This window comes from Microbispora sp. NBRC 16548, assembly GCF_030268985.1.
Taxonomy (GTDB): domain Bacteria; phylum Actinomycetota; class Actinomycetes; order Streptosporangiales; family Streptosporangiaceae; genus Microbispora; species Microbispora catharanthi.
This window is the reverse complement of record NZ_BSSF01000005.1, coordinates 314,071-332,390: the sequence shown is the minus strand read 5'-3', so window position 1 is coordinate 332,390 and position 18,320 is coordinate 314,071. Positions and strand designations below refer to the sequence as shown.

The following is an 18,320-nucleotide window of genomic DNA, read 5'->3' as shown; positions in this document are numbered from 1 at the left end:
CGGGGCGTGGAGGACATCGCCGAGGAGGCGCCCGAGAGCGTCGCAGAGGACGTCGTCGAGCAGGTGATGCACCAGTGGCGGCGTGTCCACCCCGAGCTGGACACCGCGCCGATCGCCGTGATCGGCCGCCTCACCCGGTGCGTGTTGCTGCTCCAGCAGGCCGGTGACGCGCCCCTCCGGGAGTACGGGCTCACCCGGCCGGAGTTCGACGTCCTCGCCGCCCTGCGGCGGCTCGACCGGGAGCTCACGCCGGGCCGGATCGCCAAGGAGACCTTCGCCTCGGGGGCGGCCGTCACCAAGCGGCTGCGGGCCCTGGAGGAGCGCGGGCTGGTGAGCCGCCGCCCCGACGACCGCGACCGGCGGGTCTCCCACCTCGCGCTCACCGAGGAGGGGCGCGCGCTCACCGACCGGCTCCTGCCGCGGCAGCTGCGTTACGAGAGCGATCTTCTGGCGGCGATGGGCGCCGACCGGCGGCGGGAGCTGGGAGACCTGCTCGGCGAGCTGCTCCTCCTGCTGGAAGGACGCCTCGGCGCCCGCCGGCTCTGACCGCGATCCGGCCCGCCGAGTCGTGTCGCCTACTCGGGCAAGCCGAGTCGTGTCGCCTACTCGGACAAGCCGAGTCGTGTCGCCTACTCGGACAAGCCGAGAAACCGGCCCAGGCAGGTCATGTTGTGCTCGAACAGCTCGGTTCGGTGGGCGATCGTGTTGTTGAACTGGCCGAAGAGCTCGAAGCTGACCATCCCGAACAGGCCCGTCCAGACGACGATCGCCCGTGTGACCACGTCGTCCGGCACGTCCGGCATCAGCGACCGTACGATCTCCGCGTCCTCCGCCAGGATCGCGGGTGGCGGCGGGCAGATCGGGGGAGGGGCGAGCCTGCCCGCGCGGTGGGCCTCGGCGACGATCCGCCCGTACACGGCCGTGTCCCGCACCGCCGGCGCGACGGTGTCCTGCGGAGCGGCGTAGCCCGGCACGGGTGAGCCGTACAGCAGGGCGTACTCGTGCGGATGGGCCAGGGCCCACTCGCGGACGGCCCGGCAGGCGGCGAGCCATCGTCCGGTGAAGTCGTCGCGCGCGCAGGCGGCGTCGGCGCGTTCCACGGCCTCTCCGAGGGCGTTGTATCCGTCTATGATCAGCGCGGTCAGCAGGTCGTCGCGGCTGGGGAAGTAGCGGTAGATCGCCGAGGAGACCATCCCCATCTCGCGGGCCACCGCCCGCAGGGACAGGCCCGTGGCTCCCTCCGTCGCCAGATGTCGCCGGGCGATGTCCGTGATTTCCCTGATCAGCTCCGCTCTCACCCGCTCGCGCGCGGTCCTGCTCGCATTCATGTGGCAAGGTTAACAGAGCACCTGAGCGATTAGAGAGCGGTGCTCTTGACGAAATCCGCCCCAATAGGAGAGCATTGCTCTCGAAACGGAGCAATGAAGTCAAGGAGTGCCGATGCTTACCGTGGCCAAGGGAACGATCTCCGCACTGATGTTCTTCCTGGAGCTGGGCGTGCTGATCTCGCTGGCCTACTGGGGGTTCACCCGGGAGGCCAACATCCTGGTGAAGATCCTTCTGGGACTCGGTGGGCCGGCCGTGTTCGCCACGCTCTGGGGGTTGTTCATGGCGGGCGGCAAGGCGCCGCACCAGCTGCACGGGATCGCCCGGGCCGCCTTCGAGGTCGTGTGGTTCGGCGCGGGGGCGGCCGCACTGGCGGCCTCCGGGCTCGTCACCGCGGGTGTGGTGTTCGCGGTCGTGTACGTCGTGGACGGCGTGCTGCGGCTGCTGACGGATCAGGTCTGAAGGAGAAGTGATGGGCAGGCATGTGATCGTCGGTTCGGGACAGGTCGGCGGCGGGCTCGCCGAGACGCTGGCGGAGCGCGGGCACGAGGTGACCCTCGTCACCCGCTCGGGCTCCGGCCCGGAGCGTCCGGGGATCTCGCGGGTCGCCGCGGACGCGGCCGACGCCGCCGTGATGCGGCGGCTCACCGAGGGGGCCGACGCGCTCTACAACTGCGCCAACCCGCGCTATCACCGGTGGCCCCTGGACTGGCCGCCGATCGCGGCCTCGCTGCTGGCCGCCGCCGAGTCGTCCGGGGCCGTCCTGGTCACCCTGGGCAACCTGTACGGATACGGGCCGGTGGACGGACCGATGACCGAGGATCTGCCGCTCGCCGCGACCGGCACCAAGGGCATGGTCCGGGCGCGGATGTGGGAGGAGATGCGGGCCGCCCACGAGGCCGGCCGGGTGCGGGTCACCGAGGTGCGCGGCTCGGACTACTACGGGCCCCGGTCGTCCGACCAGTCGTACGTGGGGCCGCGGCTCCTGGAGCCCCTGCTCGCGGGCAAGCCCGCCACCGTCGTGAGCGACCCCGACATCCCGCACAGCTGGACGTACCTGCCCGACGTCGTGCGGGCGCTGGCGGCGGCCGCGGGGGAGGAGCGCGCGTGGGGCCGGCCCTGGCACGTCCCGACCGCGCCGCCCTTCACCATGCGGCAGTACGCCGAGATGGTGTGCGAGGCCGCGGGCGCCCCGGCGCCGCGCCTGCGGCGGCTGCCGTCGTGGACGCTGAAGGCGGGGGGCCTCGTATCGCCGTTCCTGCGCGAGCTGGGGGAGACCCGTTATCAGTTCGACCGGCCGTACGTGCTCGACTCCTCCGCCTCCCAGGCGGTCCTCGGATTCGGGCCGACGCCGGTCGAGGACGGGGTGAAGGAGACGGTGGCGTGGTGGCGGGGGCGCTGAAAAGCGCCGGAAGGACGGCGATAGTCTCCCCGGCATGAGAGTTGGGATCATCGGCCTGGGAGACATCGCGGAGAAGGCATACCTGCCCGTGCTGGCGGCGACGCCGGGCATCGAGCCGCTGCTGTGCACCCGCGACCGAGCGGCTCTCGACCGGCTCGGCGACGCGTACCGGATCGGCGCGCGTTTCACCTCCGTGGACGGCCTCGCCGAGGCCGGGATCGACGCGGCGTTCGTGCACGCGGCCACCAGCGCGCACGTCCCGATCGTGACCACGCTGCTGGAGGCGGGCGTGCACGTCTACGTGGACAAGCCGCTCGCCTACGCCGCCGCCGCCTCCGCCGGGCTCGTACGGCTGGCACGCGAGCGGAACAGGTCGCTGATGGTCGGGTTCAACCGCAGGCACGCCCCCGCGTACGCGGCCCTGCGCGGCCTGCCGCGCGACGTGGTCGTGATGCAGAAGAACCGGCGTGACCTGCCCGGCGACCCGCGGACCGTGGTCTTCGACGACTTCATCCACGTGGCCGACACGCTGCGCTTCCTCGCCCCCGGGCCGGTCACCGACACCGCGATCAGGACCAGGACGCGGGACGGCCTGCTCGAACACGTGGTGCTGACGCTCGGCGGCGACGGGTTCACCGCCGTCGGAGTGATGAGCCGCACCAGCGGAGCGGCCGAGGAGACCTGCGAGGTCATGGGCGGCGGCGGCAAGCGGCGGGTCGTCAACCTCGGCGACGTGGTGGACCTCGGAGGGGACGAGATCCTCACGAGGCGTGGCGACTGGGTCCCGGCGACCCGGCAGCGCGGCATCGAGCAGATCTGCAGGGAGTTCCTCGCCGCGGTCAGGGAGGGCCGGATCCTCGCGGCCGACGACGCCCTGGAGACCCACGAGCTGTGCGAGCAGATCGTGCTGGCCGCCACGGACACGGCGGCGACGGCCTGACCGCCTCCCGGAAGCCGCATATTCCCGGGAGGCGGTCGTCGTCGCCGTCTTCAGAAGGGCGTCAGGGGCGTCAGGGGTAGAGGCCCCGCATCCGGTGGGCCTCGGCCACCCGCCCCACACCGATCGCGTGGGCGGCCTGGCGGAGCGTGAGGTCACGCTCCGCGGCCAGGTCCGCGACCGCCCGGTAGGCGTTCTCCATCAGGTCGCGGAGCTTCACCTCGACCTCTCCGGCGCTCCAGGAGTACGCCTGGGTGTTCTGCACCCACTCCAGGTAGGACACGATCACCCCGCCGGCGTTGGCCAGGATGTCGGGGACCACCGTGACCCCGTTGCCGGCCAGGATCAGGTCGGCCTCGGGCGTGGTGGGCCCGTTGGCGCCCTCCACGACCAGGCGGGCCCGTACGCGCGGCGCGTTGTCCGCCGTGATCACGCCTTCGAGCGCGGCCGGCACCAGCACGTCCACGTCGAGTTCGAGCAGCTCGTCGTGGGAGAGCGGGTCGGCCTCGCGGTAGCCGTGGACCGACCCGGTCTCGGCGGCGTGGGCGCGCAGCGCGGCGACGTCGAGGCCGGAGGGGCGGACGACCGCGCCGCCCGCGTCGGAGACGGCCACGACACGGCAGCCGGCGTCGGCGAGGTACTGCGCGGCGAGCGCGCCCACCTTGCCGAAGCCCTGCACCGCCACGGTCGCGCCCTCGGGGGATCGCGCCCTGCTCATCTGGGCCAGCGCCTGCAGCGCGGCGATCTGCACCCCGCGCGAGGTCGCGCCCGCGCGACCGAGCGAGCCGCCGAGCGCCGTGGGCTTGCCGGTCACCACGCCCGGGACCGAGTAGCCCGCGTTGGCGCTGTAGGTGTCCATGATCCAGGCCATGGTCTGCTCGTCGGTGCCCACGTCGGGCGCGGGGATGTCCTTCTCCGGGCCGATGAGCGGCAGGATCTCGTTGACGTAGCGCCGGGTGACGCGTTCGAGCTCGCGGGTGGTCAGCGCGGCCGGGTCCACCGCGACGCCGCCCTTGGCCCCGCCGTACGGGATGCCGACGAGGGCGCACTTCCACGTCATCCACATGGCGAGGGCGGTGACCTCGGCGAGATCGGTGGCGGGGTGGAAACGGATGCCGCCCTTGGCCGGTCCGCGCGACAGGTTGTGCTGCACGCGGTGGCCCTGCACCACCTCCAGGCGGCCGTCCTCGCGCCGTACGGGCACGGAGACCGTCAGCGAGCGGCGGGGCGTGGCGAGCATGTGGTGCATGCCGTCGTCGAGACCGAGGAAGCGGGAGGCCTCGGCGAGCTGGAAGCGGGCGGCGGCGAGGGCGCGCTCACCCAGTGAGGGGGCGTGGAGGTCGGGGATCGGGGACCGAACCCCCGACGCCGTTGTCGGGAAGTCCGTGATGGTCATTCTGTTGTTCTCCTGTCGGAAGGGTGGCCGTCCCCCGGACCCCGCGTACCGTCGTCGTTGACGGCCGCGAAAGGCGGACCGGGAGGAGCGACATCTGGATCAAACCGTGGACCGGGTGATCGCGATATAGGCCAATACGGAGATCGGCGCGCGGAATTTCGCCGTTCCGGCGCATAGGTGGCGCACCACGTGAACGGCGGTGGACGGATGGGCGCAAGTCGCGCTTTGCCGCCCTTTTGCAGTAGACAGGGTTTGTGCCGGAACTTGTGCTGGGCCCGCTGCTGCGCCACGTGGACGCCGCCGCCGCGACCGTCTGGGTGGAGACCTCCGAGCCCTGTACGGTCCGCGTGCGGGCCGGCGACGCCTGCTCGGAGGAGCGCACCTTCACCGTGCACGGCCACCACTACGCCCTGCTCGACGTCGGCATCGAGGGCCCGGTGGCCTACGAGGTGGAGCTCGACGACCGGCGGGTGTGGCCGGAAGAGGGCCTGCCGCCCAGCGTGATCCACCCGCTGACCCGCCTCGACCGGCTGATCTTCGGCTCCTGCCGCACCAGCGTCCCGCACGAGGAGCCGTACGTGCGCACGCACGGCCCGGACGTCCTGCGGGCTTACGGCCTGCGCCTGATGGAGTCGCCGGACGAGCGGCCCGACCTGATCCTGCTGCTGGGCGACCAGGTGTACGCCGACGAGCTCACGCCGGACATGAAGGAGTTCATCGCCGGGCGCAGGGACGAAGGACCCGAGGAGGTCGTCGACTTCGAGGAGTACGCCGAGCTGTACCGGCAGGCGTGGTCCGACCCTCCGGTCCGCTGGCTGATGGCCACGGTCCCCACCCTGATGATCTTCGATGACCACGACGTCAGGGACGACTGGAACACCTCGAACGTCTGGCGCGAGCAGATGGCCGAGGTGCCCTGGTGGGAGCGGCGCATCGTCTCCGCGCTCGGCTCGTACTACGTCTACCAGCACCTGGGCAACCTGCCCCCGGCCGAGCGGGCGGCCGATCCCGTGCTCGCCGCGCTGCGGGCGGGCGGCGGCGACGAGGCGCTGGACACCTTCGCCCGGCGGGCCGACAAGGAGCCCGACTCGGTGCGCTGGAGCTACCACAGGGACCTGGGCGGCACCCGGCTGATCGTGCTGGACAGCCGCAGCGCCCGGGTGCTGGAGCCGGGACGCCGGCGGATGCTCGACCCCGGGGAGTGGGACTGGTTCGACAAGCACGCCACCGGCGACTTCGACCACCTGCTCGTCGGGTCCTCGCTGCCGATCCTGCTGCCCGCGGGGATCCACCATGTGGAGAGCTGGAACGAGGCGGTCTGCGACGGCATCTGGGGCCGCAGGGCGGCGCGGTGGGGCGAGCGGGTGCGGCAGTTTCTCGACCTGGAGCACTGGGGGGCCTTCCGCCGGTCGTTCGAGGAACTCGCGCAGGTGGTGCTGGAGGTCGCCTCGGGCGGCCGGGGGAGGCCGCCCGCGACCGTCCTGCTGCTGTCGGGCGACGTCCACTACTCCTACATGGCGTCCGTGCGGCGCCGGGGCGGCGGGCGCGTCCACCAGGTCGTCTGCTCGCCGATCCGCAACCCGCTGAGCCGCACGCTGCGCTTCGCCAACATCGTGGCGTCGTTCGGGCTCGCGGGCGTGCTCGGCGGGGTGCTGGCCAGGGCCGGGGGCCTTCCCCGGCCGCCGTTGCGGTGGCGCATCAGCAAGGGACCCTGGTTCCCCAACATGATGACCGCCATCGACCTGGCGCCCGGGGAGGCCACGGTGACGTGGTTCACCGACACCGGCGATCAGGACGCGGTGCGGATCAGGCCCGAGCCTCCCGCAGCACCGCGCTGAGCTGGTCCGCCGCCCAGGCCAGGTCGTCCCGGGAGACGACGAGGGGCGGCGCGAGGCGGATCGTCGAGCCGTGCGTGTCCTTCACGAGCACGCCGCGGCGCATCAGCGCCTCGCTGATCTGCCGTCCGGTGCCGAGCGAGGGGTCGATGTCGATGCCCGCCCACAGCCCGCGCCCGCGCACCGCCACCACGCCGGGGCCGAGGTCCGCCAGGCGCGCGTGCAGGAACGCGCCGAGCTCGCGGGCCCTGGCCTGGTACTCGCCGGTCCGCAGCAGCCCGATCACCGCGTCGCCGACGGCGCACGCCAGCGGGTTGCCGCCGAAGGTGGAGCCGTGCTGGCCGGGCCCGATCACGCCCATGACGTCGCTGTTCGCGACGACCGCGGAGACCGGGACCACGCCGCCGCCGAGGGCCTTGCCCAGGACGTACAGGTCGGGGACGACGCGCTCGTGGTCGCAGGCGAACGTGTCCCCGGTGCGGCCGAGGCCCGACTGGATCTCGTCGGCCACGAACAGCACGTTGTTGTCGGTGCAGATCTCCCGGACCGCGGCCAGGTAGCCGTCCGGCGGGACCAGCACGCCGGCCTCGCCCTGGATGGGCTCCAGCAGCACGGCCACCGTGTTCTCGTCGATCGCCTCCCTGACCGCCTCGGCGGAGCCGTACTTGACGATCCGGAAGCCGGGGGAGAAGGGGCCGAAGCCCTCCCGCGACTCGGGGTCGGTGGAGAAGCCCACGATGGTCGTGGTGCGGCCGTGGAAGTTGTCCTCCATCACGACGATGTTGGCCTGGTCGGGGGCGACGCCCTTGACCTCGTAACCCCACTTGCGGGCGACCTTGACGGCGGTCTCGACGGCCTCCGCGCCGGTGTTCATCGGCAGGACCATGTCCTTGCCGCACAGCTCGGAAAGGCCGGTCACGAACGCGGCGAACCGGTCGTGGTAGAACGCGCGGCTGGTCAGCGTCAGCCGGTCGAGCTGCTCGCGGGCCGCCGCGAGGATCGCGGGGTTGCCGTGGCCGAAGTTCAGCGAGGAGTAGCCGGCCAGGCAGTCGAGATACCGCTTGCCCTCCACATCGGTGACCCAGGCGCCCTCGGCCGAGCTGATCACGACGGGCAGCGGGTGGTAGTTGTGCGCGCTGTGGCTCTCGCTGAGCCGGATCAGTTCCTCGCTGTTCATCGAATCTCCCTGTTCGGCCGGATCTCGAGGGTGCAGCACTTGGGCCCGCCGCCGGCCTTGCGCAGCTCGCCGAGGTCCACCGGGACGACCTCGAAGCCACGACGCTTGAGTTCCAGGATCAGCCCGGTCGCCTCGGCGTTGACGACGACGTTGCGGCCGTCGCTCACCGCGTTGAGGCCCAGCACCTCCGCGTCCGCGGACGTGGCGATCACGGCGTCGGGGAACAGCCGCCGCAGCACCTTCCTGCTGCCCTCGCTGAACGCCTCCGGATAGTACGCCACGTTGTGGCCGTCCAGCGGAAACAGGGCGGTGTCGAGGTGGTAGTACCTCGGGTCGACCAGGCGCAGCGTGACGACCGGCCGGCCGAGGAACTCCTGGGCCTCCATGTGCGCCGCCACGTCGGTGCGGAAGCCCGTCCCGGCCAGGATCATCTCGTCGAGCGTCAGGTAGTCGCCCTCGCCCTCGTTGGTGAAGGACGCCTCCAGTGTCTCGTATCCCCGTTCGACGAACCACCGCAGGTAGGCGGGGCCCTCGGCGGCGCGTTCCGGGTGGGCGAACCTCGCTCCGTAGACCCGTCCGTCCACGACGAGCGCGCCGTTCGCGGCGAACACCATGTCCGGCAGGCCATCGATCGGGTCGATCAGGCTGACGCGGTGGCCGAGCGCCTCGTACGCCTGCCGGAGGCTGTCCCACTGCCGCAACGCCCTGGCCGTGTCGGCGCCCTTCTCGGGATGCATCCACGGGTTGATGGAATACGAGACCGTGAAGAACTCGGGCCGGCACATCAGGAAATGCCGGGCCGTACCCGTACGACCACTGTCCGTGGTCTCGGTGGCGGGCGCGAGTGTCATCGTCGACTCCAAGCGGGAAACCGGGTGAACGGGACTTCAGCGTAGGAATCGGAAGGCGACAATCCAATGCGCCCGCGTTGCGATCACCTGTGGATCGGTTGCGTCCTTCACCCGTTTTGCGGCGATCCGTTAATCAGCCGCGACAGCACGATCGAACTCTTGGTGCGCACCACGAACGGCTCGGCCGCAAGGCGTTCGATGACCCGCTCGACGTGCCGCACGTCGGTCGCGCGGATGTGCAGCAGCGCGTCGGCCTCGCCGGTGACCGTGCAGGCGGAGACGACCTCCGGGTGCCGGGACACGGCCATGCCGATCTCCGCCGGTGAGGTCTTGCCCCGGCAGTACAGCTCGACGTACGCCTCGGTGGTCCAGCCGAGGGCCGACGGCTCCACCCGGGCGCTGAAGCCGGTGATCGCGCCGCTGGCGATGAGCCGGTCGACCCGCCTCTTCACGGCCGGAGCCGACAGCCCCACTTGAGCGCCTATCTCGGCGTACGTCGCCCGGGCGTCCTCGACAAGGGCCCGGATTATGGCGCGATCAAGCTCGTCCAACCTCACGTGGACCTGTATACAGCCGCCGCCGCGGATGCGCCGCCCGGCATGCCACCCCGGCCAGGTAGGCCACCGAGTCCGCAGGGCTGTGTGGCGCGAGGCGGAGATGGACGGCGTGACTGCGATGACATGAGCGAGGTAATGATCACAGGCACGGATTGTCGGTGGCGGTTGAAAGGATGGCCGCCATGACCGAACTCACGTCCGCGATCACCGACTACTGGGATGCCGCCGCCGACGCGTTCGACGACGAGCCCGACCACGGCCTGCGAGCTGATCGAACACGTGCCGCCTGGGACCGCCTGCTGCGTGCGTGGGCGCCTTCCGATCCGGCCGACATCCTGGACATCGGCTGCGGCACCGGCTCTCTGTCGGTGTTGCTGGCCGCGGCCGGGCATCGCGTGACCGGTGTCGACCTGGCACCGCGGATGATCGGGCAGGCCCGGGCCAAATTCGCGGACGCCGGGCTCGCCGGACGGTTCCTGGTCGGCGACGCCGACGCCCCGCCCGTCGGCGACGATCGGTTCGACATGCTGCTCTGCCGGCACCTGATATGGACCTTGCCCGATCCCCACGCGGCGCTGCGCGAGTGGGTCGCCCGGCTTCGCCCGAACGGCCGGCTGGTGCTGGTCGAGGGACGCTGGGGTGAGCCCGGGCAGGCCGGGCTGCCCTACGTGGCGGGAGCCGAAACGCTGCCCTGGGGCTTCGGCGTCAGCGCCGCCGACCTGGCCGCTGCGGTGCGGCCGCTCGTCGCCGACGTACGCATCGAACCGCTCAGCGACGATCCCGACCTGTGGGGGCGCCCGGTGAGCGATGAACGTTATGCGCTCATCGCGCATATCTAGCCGGCTGATCAGAGCGTGGGGGTGAGCGGAAACGAGGGCGCGGGCCCCCTCGCCGGGCCCGCGCCCTCTCTTCGACGGCGGGTCGTCAGGCCGCCGTCTCGCAGATCAGCTCGGCCGCCCTGGCCAGCAGATCCGTGTAGACGGTCGGGTCGTCGGCCTCGATGACCGGGAAGCCCACGCCGAAGTCGCCGTTGACCCACCGTGCCCGCACGCCGGGATTGGCGACGTCGGTCCCGTCGTACAGGAACACGTGGGGGCTGCAGTCGACCCGGCCGTGCCGGGCCGTCTCGAACTGATCCATCACCGCCCGCCGGGCGCGGCCGTCGTCGAGCGCCTCGGCCAGCGCCCCGACGTCGACCGCCCCGGTGGAGGCCGCGACGTCGAGGATCTCGTGCCGCAGCGAGATGCACCGGCCCTCGGCCCAGAAGGCCCGGCGCAGCGCCAGATCGAGCTGTTCCGAGGCGTGCAGGCTCTGCGCCTTGGCCGCCTGCACGGCCTCCAGGGGCGGCAGCATCGTGACCGGGTAGGTCCAGTCGGGCCCCTGCCACAGCCGCCAGCCGGCGCCGGGGTCGAGCGCGCCGACCACCGACACCTCCGAGTCCACCCCGGGGCGCTCGTTCACCGTCCGGTTGAACAGCTCCAGCGGGAAGCAGCGGTGGTCGAACCACAGCCGTCCCTCCAGGCCGAGCCGCCGGCGCGCCTCGTGCAGGCGGTAGACGGCCAGGTGGGCGAAGGAGCAGTTGAGGTCGGAGAAGACCACGATCGTGTCGGGCGAGTCGGGCAGCCGCGGATCTCTGTTCATCTCGAATCACCTCCGGTCGGTACGGCCGTCCGCTCGGGGAACAGCCGGCACAGCGCGGCGTAGAGCAGCGCCGCCGTGCAGAACGGCACCAGGCAGCTCAGGTCCACCCCGCCCGCCAGGCGGGCGAACGGGCCGGTGTAGATCGTGTTGTCCACGAACAGCAGCCCCAGGACCACCGCGGGGACGAACGCCCCCAGGGCCCGGAGGTTGAACCCGCCGGTGAACCAGTAGCCGCCCCGGTGGCCGGGCCGGGCGAAGCCGTACAGGTCCTCGGGGTGGTAGCGGCCCCGCCGCAGGGCGAACCCGACCAGCATGATCGCGGTCCACGGCGAGACGAGGACGAGCAGGATCAGCACGAACGTCGAGATCGACTCGATGGCGTCGAAGACGATCGCGCCGACGTAGAGGGTGGCGACGCCGAGTGCCCACATCAGCCACGTCGCGGCGGCGCGGGGGAACCGCCACAGGATGGAGTTGGCCGACAGCCCCGCCGCGTACAGGCACAGTGCCGCCTGCGGCAGCGTGCCGGCGAACCCGAAGGCGATCACCACGACCGTGAACCAACGGGGCACGGCGTCGGCCACCCCGAGGATCCAGGGCGCCGAGCCGTTCTTCAGCATCGTGGTGACATAGGCGCCGCCGACGAGCGCGAGCGCGTTGCTCACGTACATCGCCGCGCCGTTGTACGCCACCGCCGCCCGGTCGCGGACCCCTGGCGACAGGTAGCGGCTGTAGTCGCCCTGGAACGTCGAGTACGACACCGGCAGCGTGGCGCTGAAGGACACGGCCAGCAGCCAGGTCCGCCAGAAGTCGCCCAGCGCGTACGGCCCGCCCGCGTACGCCGGGTCGAAACCGGGCAGCAGCACCACGACCAGCGCCAGCAGCACCAGCCCGCCGATCACCGTCATGACCTTGTACGTCGCCAGCAGCGCGCCGTATCCGTACACCGCGACCACCACGACGGCCAGTGCCATCACCGGCATCGTGACGGCGAGGCCGGCCGGGCCGGCAGGGGTGCCGAGCACCCGCTGGCCGGCCGCGAGGATGGCCGTCGCGCCCGTCCACACCGCGATCGAGAAGAACCCGATCGCGACCACGATCGTGATGACGTTGGCGACGACCCGGCCGCGCACGCCGAAGTGGGCGCCGCTGGACACCGCGTCGTTCGCGCCGGTGCGCTTGCCGAACAGCACGAGCGGTGCGAACACCGCCGTGCCGATCAGCAGCCCCACCAGGATCGCGCTGACGGAGGCGGTCCAGCTCAAGCCGAAGCTCACCGGCACCGAGCCGAGCACCACCGTGCCGAACGAGAACTGGGCCGAGTGCCAGATCCACAGGAACTCGCGGGGCGAGGCGGTGCGCTCGCCGTCCGGGATCCGGTCGACGCCGTGCGCCTCCACCCGCGTGCTCTGCCCGGTGACCTGCCCGGTGACCTGGGCGGGCAGCTCGCGGGTGGTCACGGAGCACCCGCCTCGGGCCGGACCGCCTCGGCGTACGCCGCCGCCTCCGCCGCCGACCGAGGAGACGCGGCGTCCTCGGGCAGCAGCGTGACGCGCAGCGAACCGCACGGCGGGCCGGCCACCTGCCGGCCGGTGAGCAGGTCGAACGTGGAGTGGTGCAGCGGGCAGGTGATCCGCAGCGTCCGGCCGTTGAGATAGCCGTAGCGCAGCCGCCCCCTGCGGTGGGGGCACTCCGCCTGGGTCAGCACCCGCCTGCCCGCCACCTCGATGAGCAGGAGGTCGGGCGCGATCTGGCGCAGCGAGACAGGCCCACCCGTGTCGTCGGTCATGCGGGCACCTTCCTCGCCCTGTCCACCGCCGCCTCCGTGGCCTCCGCGATGACGGCGCTGGTCAGCGTGACGCCGGCCCACACCTTCGCCAGGTCGACCTGGCGGTGCTCGCCCAGCGCCCGTATCGCGGTCTGCATCTGCTTGGAGTGGAAGCTGTCGATGTACAAATGTTCTGTGTAGTACCGGTCGTTGCCGATGCCGAGCCGTTTCGCCGCGGCCGCGAAAGGCTTGAAGGCGTACAGCACGCTCGCCTCGAAGTAGGCGTACGCGCCGAGGAAGTACTCCGGCGCCGGCGCCCGGTCGGCCAGCCAGTGGAACAGGTTGACGTACGCGAAGCTGGCGTCCCCGGCCAGGTCCACGTAGTGCTCCAGGTCGGCGGGCATGCCCAGCTCGGTCACCAGGTCGCGGTAGAGCCGCGAGTGCTCCATGTCGTCGTTGCCGCAGCCGAACTCGTCGATGAGCACGCGCAGCACGGCCATGCGCGCCTTCGACGGCAGGCGCCGCAGGATCCCGAGGTGGGACTGCGACTCCACCAGACCGTCGACGGCGAACTCCGCGACCACCGTCTTGAACTGGTCGAGGGTGGCCTCCTCCGCGAGGAACCGCTCGTCGCCGGAGGGGTTGGCCTGCTCCTTGGCCAGCAGGTCGTGGAGCGCGTCGATCAGCTCGATGCGGAACCCGAAGCGGGGAGCGCGCTCCTCGTGCTCGGCGGCGAGACGCACCACCCAGTCGCGCTCGATCTCGCACAGCTCGGCGTACCTCTCGGGTGTGAGGACCGAGCGGTTGTAGACGTAGAGCCGCTTCTGGGCGGAGTCTCCGGGCCGGACCTCCAACATCCCGCTCACCCCGCTTCCTCGACGACCGCTTCGGTGTCGATGACCCCGCGGCGGTGCAGTTCCTTCTTCAGGTGCCGGTACCAGTCGTCGTTGAACAGGCCGTACCGCTCACAGGTCGCGTCGATCTCGCGCTGCCGTCGCTCGGACGGCTGGGCGAGCATGGCGTTGGCGAGGCCGGGCTCCAGGTTGGCCAGGGGGCCGATGAACCCGGCGACCCCGCCGGGCCCCGTCACCTCGTGCAGGAGGTTCTCCCAGCCCTCGAACACCGGGATCTCGGGGACCGCGGCGACGAGCTTCCTGGTGAACTCGGCCGACCCGCTGGACTCCTTGATGCCGACGACGCCGGGCAGGGCGCAGACGCGCACCAGGGTGTCCAGTTCGATCTGGTTGCCCGACAGGGCCTTCTCGTTGTAGACGAACAGCGGGACCGGCACGGCCTCCCGGATCGCCCGGTAGTGCTCGTAGATCTCCTCCTGCGTAAGGTCCGGCGAGAAGGGGGTGGTGACGGCGATCGCCGCCACGCCGAGGGCCTGGGCCTCCTTCGCTCTGGCGATCACCTCCTCGGTGGTCGGCGACTGCACGCCGGCCAGGACGGGCAGCCCGTCCGCGTGGCGGACGGTGTACGCGACCACGTCGTGCCACTGCCGATCCGACAGCTTCCACCCCTCGCCGGTGGACAGGGCGGGCATCAGCCCGGTGACCTCGCTCCTGAGGGACTCGACGAGCCGCCGTACGCTCGGCTCGGACACCTCGCCCGCCTCGGTCAGGGGCGTGACCATGGGGACGATCGTCCCCGAGTGCTTTGCTGGATACACAGGTCACCTCACAGGTCGTCGACGTCGACTCGCAGGGCCAAGGACCGCTCGTAGAGCCGCTCCAGCGGCGCCGGGAACACCGGTTCGTCGTCGGCCGGCTTCGCCGGCTCCACCGGCCGGACCGGGAGGTCGGGGCGCAGGCTCAGCCGGGGGCTGGCCGTGACCACGACCGTGTCGCGGCGCATCGCCATCGCCACGAGCAGCCGCTCGTGCAGCGGAAGGTCCGACAGCACCCCGGCCTCGAGGGCGAGGCGCAGGTCCTGCTCGTCGTAGCCGATGCGGTCGATGGCCATGTCGGAGTGCAGGTTGTCCATGAACGGGTAGTACTCGTCCTGCGCCTCGCGGGGGTACCGCCAGACCAGGTCGTCGCAGCGCCCGACGTGCTCCAGGCTCATCAGGACGTGGCCGCCGGACAGGCGCTCGGTGAAGAAGCGCTTGCACCCCCGCCGGACGTCGTCGTCGCGGCTGTGCATGCCCATGAACAGGGCGGCGTCGAGGAAGGGCTTATCGCTCATAGCCGAGCAGCACCTCACGCATCCGGTGCATGGCGCAGGCGAAGGTACCGGGTCGGCGGGCGAGGGCGACGCGGATGTAGCGCTCGCCCTTCGCCGGGTCGTTCCAGTAGAAGTACGTGCCGGGCAGCACGTAGATCTCGTCCTCCAGCAGCCGCTGCTGCAGCTCGCTCGCGGTGAGGTCCTCCGGCTTGATGCGGAACCACGCGACGCTCGTGTTCACCACGGGCTCGACGTACTCGAGGATCGTGCCCTCGACGGCCTTGACGGCCATCGCCCGGTTGTCGGTGATGACGTCGCGCACCGAGGCGAAGTTGTCCTCGATGGAGTCCTCGACGTACTGGGTGAGGAAGTTGAGGACGAACGGCGAGACGTTCAGCAGGACGGCCGTCTGGATGTTGTAGACCTCCTCCTTGATGTCGTCGCTGACCGTCAGCATCGCGCACTTGGCGTCCTGCACCGGCCAGGTCTTGCCGGTGTCCTCCAGCGCCATGTACGAGACGCCCGACTCCTCCAGCAGCTTGTAGATGTCGATGCGCCCGATCTTCTCGTCGCACAGCGCGAACGACGCGAAGCACAGGTCGAGCATCAGCAGCTTGCCGTGGTCCTTGCAGTAGCGGATGACCTCGCGGAATCCGTCCATCCCGTACTGCAGGAGGCTGAATCCGGTCGGATTGTTTGGGTCGACCAGATAGAGGGCGTCTGTTTCCAGCGTGCTCAGGTTCGCGTAAATGCGGGCCGGATCGGCGAGCGACTCCTCCGGCAGCGCGGTGAGTTCGACCTGCATGTGCTTGAGCAGGTCGACGAGATTGTCGAAGCACGGCTCGATGAGGCCGACCGACATGTTCCGCTGCATCAGGTACATGGCGGCGACCATTGTGGAGACGCTGGCCGAATACGACAGCCAGGTTTTGCCGGCGGCCGCTGCGGTGGGCTGCTTGTGCAGCCGGAAGAAGGCGTCGATGAATCGGCGCTCGAAATACGCCTGCTGGTTTTCCTCGGCCTCGTACCACAGGTCGGGGAGACGGGAGACGATCTTGTCCTGGCCGGCGGACTGACGCTGGTGGGTGTGTGCGTCGGCGAGGTTCCACCGGGTCTTCAGGGCCTGGATCTCGTGCTGGGTGAGGTCGACGAACCCGGTCACGTCCGGCGTGCCGGACGCGCTGAGCGGCGTCTCTTCGATTTCCGAACCGACATTGTTCATGACAGATCCCTTCACTGGTGCGGAACATGGAGTAGCGCAAGAGTGGTGCGGGAAGACATGCGTCGGAGGCGGCGGTTTCGCCGCGAGCTCCTTCTTACGGAGAAGCAGGGAGGAACGTCACTCCCGTTTTGCCCGCGATGGGCGATGCAATAAAAGGTACGTCTCACTTACGGCGGAGTCAACGGGTGAGACGGGAAATGCTTCTTTCCGGATTTCCGGAATGGTCCGGCTTTCGCGTCACCGGACGCTGACCCTGGGTAATCAAAATTCGCATCGATTATCCCAGGAATGGGGGTCGTCCATAAAGAATCGGCGCGCGTCGACGTCCCGGCGCGCGCCGATGAAAGAGCCGGTCGCGTGCTGCGCCGGCGGGCCACGCGGGTCCGCCGGCGTTCTGTGCCCCCGGGGAGAGGGGTTCTGTCTGCCCGGGAGAGGGGTTCTGTGTTACCGGGAGAGGGCTTGTGTTACCGGGGGGAGGGCTTCGGTCAGGCGGCGGCGCGCTTGAGGATGTCCTCGAACACGCTCGGATCGTCGGAGGAGACGACGGGCCAGCCGATGCCGTACGAACCCACCCAGCCGACCTCGATTCCGGGGTTGGCGTGGTCGGTGCCGTCCGGCAGGAACAGGTGCGGGCTGCAGTTCACCCGGTCGGTCGCCGCGATGGCGGCCTGTTCGGACAGTGCCCTGCGTGCCCGGCCGTCGTCGAGTGCGGCCGCCAGGGCGTCCACGTCCACCACGCCGGTGGACGCGGCGGCGTCCAGGATGACCTTGCGATGGCTGATGCACCGCGACTCGGCCCAGAAAGCCTTCCGCAGCGCCAGGTCGAGCTGTTCCGACGCCGCGAACCCCTGCTCCTTGGCCGCCTGGACGGCCTCCAGCGCGGGCAGCGTGGTGGACGGGTACAGCCAGTCCTTCGCCTGCCACAGCTGCCACCCCGCGTCGGGCTCCAGCGCGGCCATCCGGCCCACCTCGCTGTCGGTCCCCGGCCGGGGACTGGGCGCGTCGTTGAGCAGTTCCAGGGGGAAGGCGCGGTGGTCGAACCGGACCCGGTCGGTCAGGCCCAGCCGTTCCCGGGTCCTGTGGAGCCGGTGCACGGCTATGTGCGCGAAGGAGCACCAGATATCCGAGAAGATGATGATGGTGCCGGGCTCCGGGGTCAGTGTCGTCGTCATCGACGTTCTCCTTGTGTCGTGCCTCGTATCGCTCAGGCCGCGCCGGCGCTGAGCGTGGCCCCCTCGTGCTTGGCGAGCACGGCCTCCACCAGCACGTCCTCGTCCGGCAGCCACGGCGTCATGGAGGGCACCTCGCGCAGCGTCTTCACGAGCGTCTCGGTGCCCTCCACGACGGTGGCGCCGTGCGAGCTGAGGATGTGCCGGGGGGCGAGCCGGAGCAGGTCGTCCAGCACGGTGTCGAACTTGGCCGGGTCGGCCAGTGCGGTCCAGGGGGCGTTGGCCCTGGTGAACAGGGCCATCCCGGCGAGGTAGTCGCTCTCCGGGATGTCCTGGGCGTCCTCCGCCAGTGTCGGCAGGATCGCGCCGAAGCTGTCCGCGCTGAACAGCGAACGGGTGGCGTGATCATAGAGGGCCAGCGTCGAAGGGGAGTCGTAGGCGGGCGGGCGCAGCAGGGAGACGATCCTGCCCCCGAGGTCGAGCGTGCGTCCGGGGTTGACCTGCAGAACGCGGTTCGGGGGCACGTCCCACTCCTCGCCGAGCCGCGCGACGGCCAGGCCGTTCGTGATGACCTTGGCCTGCGGCGCCGCCATGAGGACTTCCTTGAGGTTGCCCGCGTGGTCCCTGTCGTCGTGCGTGAGCACGATCCAGCGCAGGTCGGCCGGGTCGACCAGGGACCACAGGGCCTGTTCGAAGTAGCCGCGGTCGATCGCCATGCCGGTGTCGACGAGGATCGGCTGCGGGCCGCGGATCAGGTAGGCGTTCACCGGCAGCAGACCGGCGCCGGTGATGGGGAGAGACGACGGCAGCGTGGTGACGCCGGGTGTCGCCTCGTAGGGGCTGCGCAGATAGGAGGTCATGGAGGGGGTCCTT

Annotated in this window: 20 protein-coding genes; 6 read left to right on the top strand and 14 right to left on the bottom strand. The window is 70.8% G+C overall.

Annotated elements, in window-relative coordinates:
- Positions 1-6 precede the first annotated feature (6 nt).
- Complete coding sequence (locus QSK36_RS15860) at positions 7-546, top strand: MarR family winged helix-turn-helix transcriptional regulator (protein WP_285782928.1); 540 nt, start codon at positions 7-9, stop codon at positions 544-546.
- An 83-nt stretch (positions 547-629) separates the two neighbouring features.
- Here the strand turns inward: QSK36_RS15860 and QSK36_RS15855 are convergent, their stop codons facing one another.
- Positions 630-1,328 carry a TetR/AcrR family transcriptional regulator gene (locus QSK36_RS15855; RefSeq protein ID WP_285782927.1) on the bottom strand — a complete coding sequence of 233 codons (699 nt, stop codon included), beginning with the start codon at positions 1,326-1,328 and terminating at the stop codon, positions 630-632.
- A 112-nt stretch (positions 1,329-1,440) separates the two neighbouring features.
- On the opposite strand from QSK36_RS15855, the gene QSK36_RS15850 reads away from it, so the two are divergent.
- Genes QSK36_RS15850 through QSK36_RS15840 form a run of 3 tightly spaced genes read left to right on the top strand, consistent with a single transcriptional unit; the run spans position 1,441 to position 3,668 of the window.
- Positions 1,441-1,788, top strand: coding sequence for a YrdB family protein (locus QSK36_RS15850; RefSeq protein WP_183538997.1), 348 nt, complete (start codon positions 1,441-1,443; stop codon positions 1,786-1,788).
- A gap of 10 nt (positions 1,789-1,798) precedes the next feature.
- Positions 1,799-2,728 (top strand): NAD-dependent epimerase/dehydratase family protein, encoded by a 930-nt coding sequence (locus QSK36_RS15845; RefSeq protein ID WP_285782926.1) that lies wholly within the window; start codon positions 1,799-1,801, stop codon positions 2,726-2,728.
- Positions 2,729-2,762: 34 nt separating this feature from the next.
- The gene (locus QSK36_RS15840; protein ID WP_285782925.1) at positions 2,763-3,668 is read left to right on the top strand and encodes a Gfo/Idh/MocA family protein; all 906 of its coding nucleotides are present in this window, start codon (positions 2,763-2,765) and stop codon (positions 3,666-3,668) included.
- A gap of 70 nt (positions 3,669-3,738) precedes the next feature.
- Here QSK36_RS15840 and QSK36_RS15835 read toward each other — a convergent pair whose 3' ends face one another.
- Positions 3,739-5,061, bottom strand: coding sequence for a Glu/Leu/Phe/Val family dehydrogenase (locus QSK36_RS15835; RefSeq protein WP_183539003.1), 1,323 nt, complete (start codon positions 5,059-5,061; stop codon positions 3,739-3,741).
- Between the two features lie 254 nt (positions 5,062-5,315).
- On the opposite strand from QSK36_RS15835, the gene QSK36_RS15830 reads away from it, so the two are divergent.
- Positions 5,316-6,899, top strand: a complete 1,584-nt coding sequence (locus QSK36_RS15830; protein ID WP_285782924.1) for an alkaline phosphatase D family protein — start codon at positions 5,316-5,318, stop codon at positions 6,897-6,899.
- Here the strand turns inward: QSK36_RS15830 and rocD are convergent.
- The 3 genes from rocD to QSK36_RS15815 form a co-directional block, all read right to left on the bottom strand.
- The gene (gene rocD / locus QSK36_RS15825; RefSeq protein ID WP_182897494.1) at positions 6,868-8,073 is read right to left on the bottom strand and encodes an ornithine--oxo-acid transaminase; all 1,206 of its coding nucleotides are present in this window, start codon (positions 8,071-8,073) and stop codon (positions 6,868-6,870) included. The genes QSK36_RS15830 and rocD overlap by 32 nt on opposite strands.
- Positions 8,070-8,924: a dimethylargininase gene (gene ddaH, locus QSK36_RS15820; protein WP_285782923.1), complete on the bottom strand. Its 855-nt coding sequence runs from the start codon at positions 8,922-8,924 to the stop codon at positions 8,070-8,072. The genes rocD and ddaH overlap by 4 nt, the downstream gene beginning before the upstream one ends.
- Positions 8,925-9,031: 107 nt before the next feature.
- Entirely contained in the window at positions 9,032-9,481 is a 450-nt protein-coding gene (locus QSK36_RS15815; protein ID WP_183539010.1) for an Lrp/AsnC family transcriptional regulator, read from the bottom strand.
- A 182-nt stretch (positions 9,482-9,663) separates the two neighbouring features.
- Between QSK36_RS15815 and QSK36_RS15810 the strand changes: the two genes are divergently transcribed.
- Positions 9,664-10,320, top strand: a complete 657-nt coding sequence (locus tag QSK36_RS15810) for a class I SAM-dependent methyltransferase (RefSeq protein ID WP_285782922.1) — start codon at positions 9,664-9,666, stop codon at positions 10,318-10,320.
- Positions 10,321-10,405: 85 nt separating this feature from the next.
- On the opposite strand, the gene QSK36_RS15805 is transcribed toward QSK36_RS15810, so the two are convergent.
- The 9 genes from QSK36_RS15805 to QSK36_RS15765 form a co-directional block, all read right to left on the bottom strand.
- Positions 10,406-11,122 (bottom strand): DsbA family oxidoreductase, encoded by a 717-nt coding sequence (locus QSK36_RS15805; protein WP_183539024.1) that lies wholly within the window; start codon positions 11,120-11,122, stop codon positions 10,406-10,408.
- A complete protein-coding gene (locus QSK36_RS15800; RefSeq protein ID WP_285782921.1) occupies positions 11,119-12,582 on the bottom strand; it encodes a purine-cytosine permease family protein in 1,464 nt (487 codons plus the stop codon). Before QSK36_RS15800 ends, QSK36_RS15805 begins: the two co-directional genes overlap by 4 nt.
- Positions 12,579-12,911, bottom strand: coding sequence for a Rieske (2Fe-2S) protein (locus QSK36_RS15795; protein WP_285782920.1), 333 nt, complete (start codon positions 12,909-12,911; stop codon positions 12,579-12,581). Before QSK36_RS15795 ends, QSK36_RS15800 begins: the two co-directional genes overlap by 4 nt.
- Complete coding sequence (locus QSK36_RS15790) at positions 12,908-13,747, bottom strand: iron-containing redox enzyme family protein (protein ID WP_285783086.1); 840 nt, start codon at positions 13,745-13,747, stop codon at positions 12,908-12,910. Before QSK36_RS15790 ends, QSK36_RS15795 begins: the two co-directional genes overlap by 4 nt.
- Positions 13,748-13,752: 5 nt before the next feature.
- Positions 13,753-14,562 carry a dihydrodipicolinate synthase family protein gene (locus QSK36_RS15785; protein WP_285782919.1) on the bottom strand — a complete coding sequence of 270 codons (810 nt, stop codon included), beginning with the start codon at positions 14,560-14,562 and terminating at the stop codon, positions 13,753-13,755.
- Between the two features lie 8 nt (positions 14,563-14,570).
- Positions 14,571-15,077 (bottom strand): DUF6190 family protein, encoded by a 507-nt coding sequence (locus QSK36_RS15780; RefSeq protein WP_183539028.1) that lies wholly within the window; start codon positions 15,075-15,077, stop codon positions 14,571-14,573.
- On the bottom strand, positions 15,067-16,278 hold the full coding sequence (locus QSK36_RS15775) for an aminotransferase class I/II-fold pyridoxal phosphate-dependent enzyme (protein WP_183539030.1): 1,212 nt from the start codon (positions 16,276-16,278) through the stop codon (positions 15,067-15,069). Before QSK36_RS15775 ends, QSK36_RS15780 begins: the two co-directional genes overlap by 11 nt.
- 485 nt (positions 16,279-16,763) lie before the next feature.
- Positions 16,764-17,450, bottom strand: coding sequence for a DsbA family oxidoreductase (locus QSK36_RS15770; RefSeq protein ID WP_183539037.1), 687 nt, complete (start codon positions 17,448-17,450; stop codon positions 16,764-16,766).
- A 32-nt stretch (positions 17,451-17,482) separates the two neighbouring features.
- On the bottom strand, positions 17,483-18,307 hold the full coding sequence (locus tag QSK36_RS15765) for an MBL fold metallo-hydrolase (RefSeq protein ID WP_139579509.1): 825 nt from the start codon (positions 18,305-18,307) through the stop codon (positions 17,483-17,485).
- Positions 18,308-18,320 lie beyond the last annotated feature (13 nt).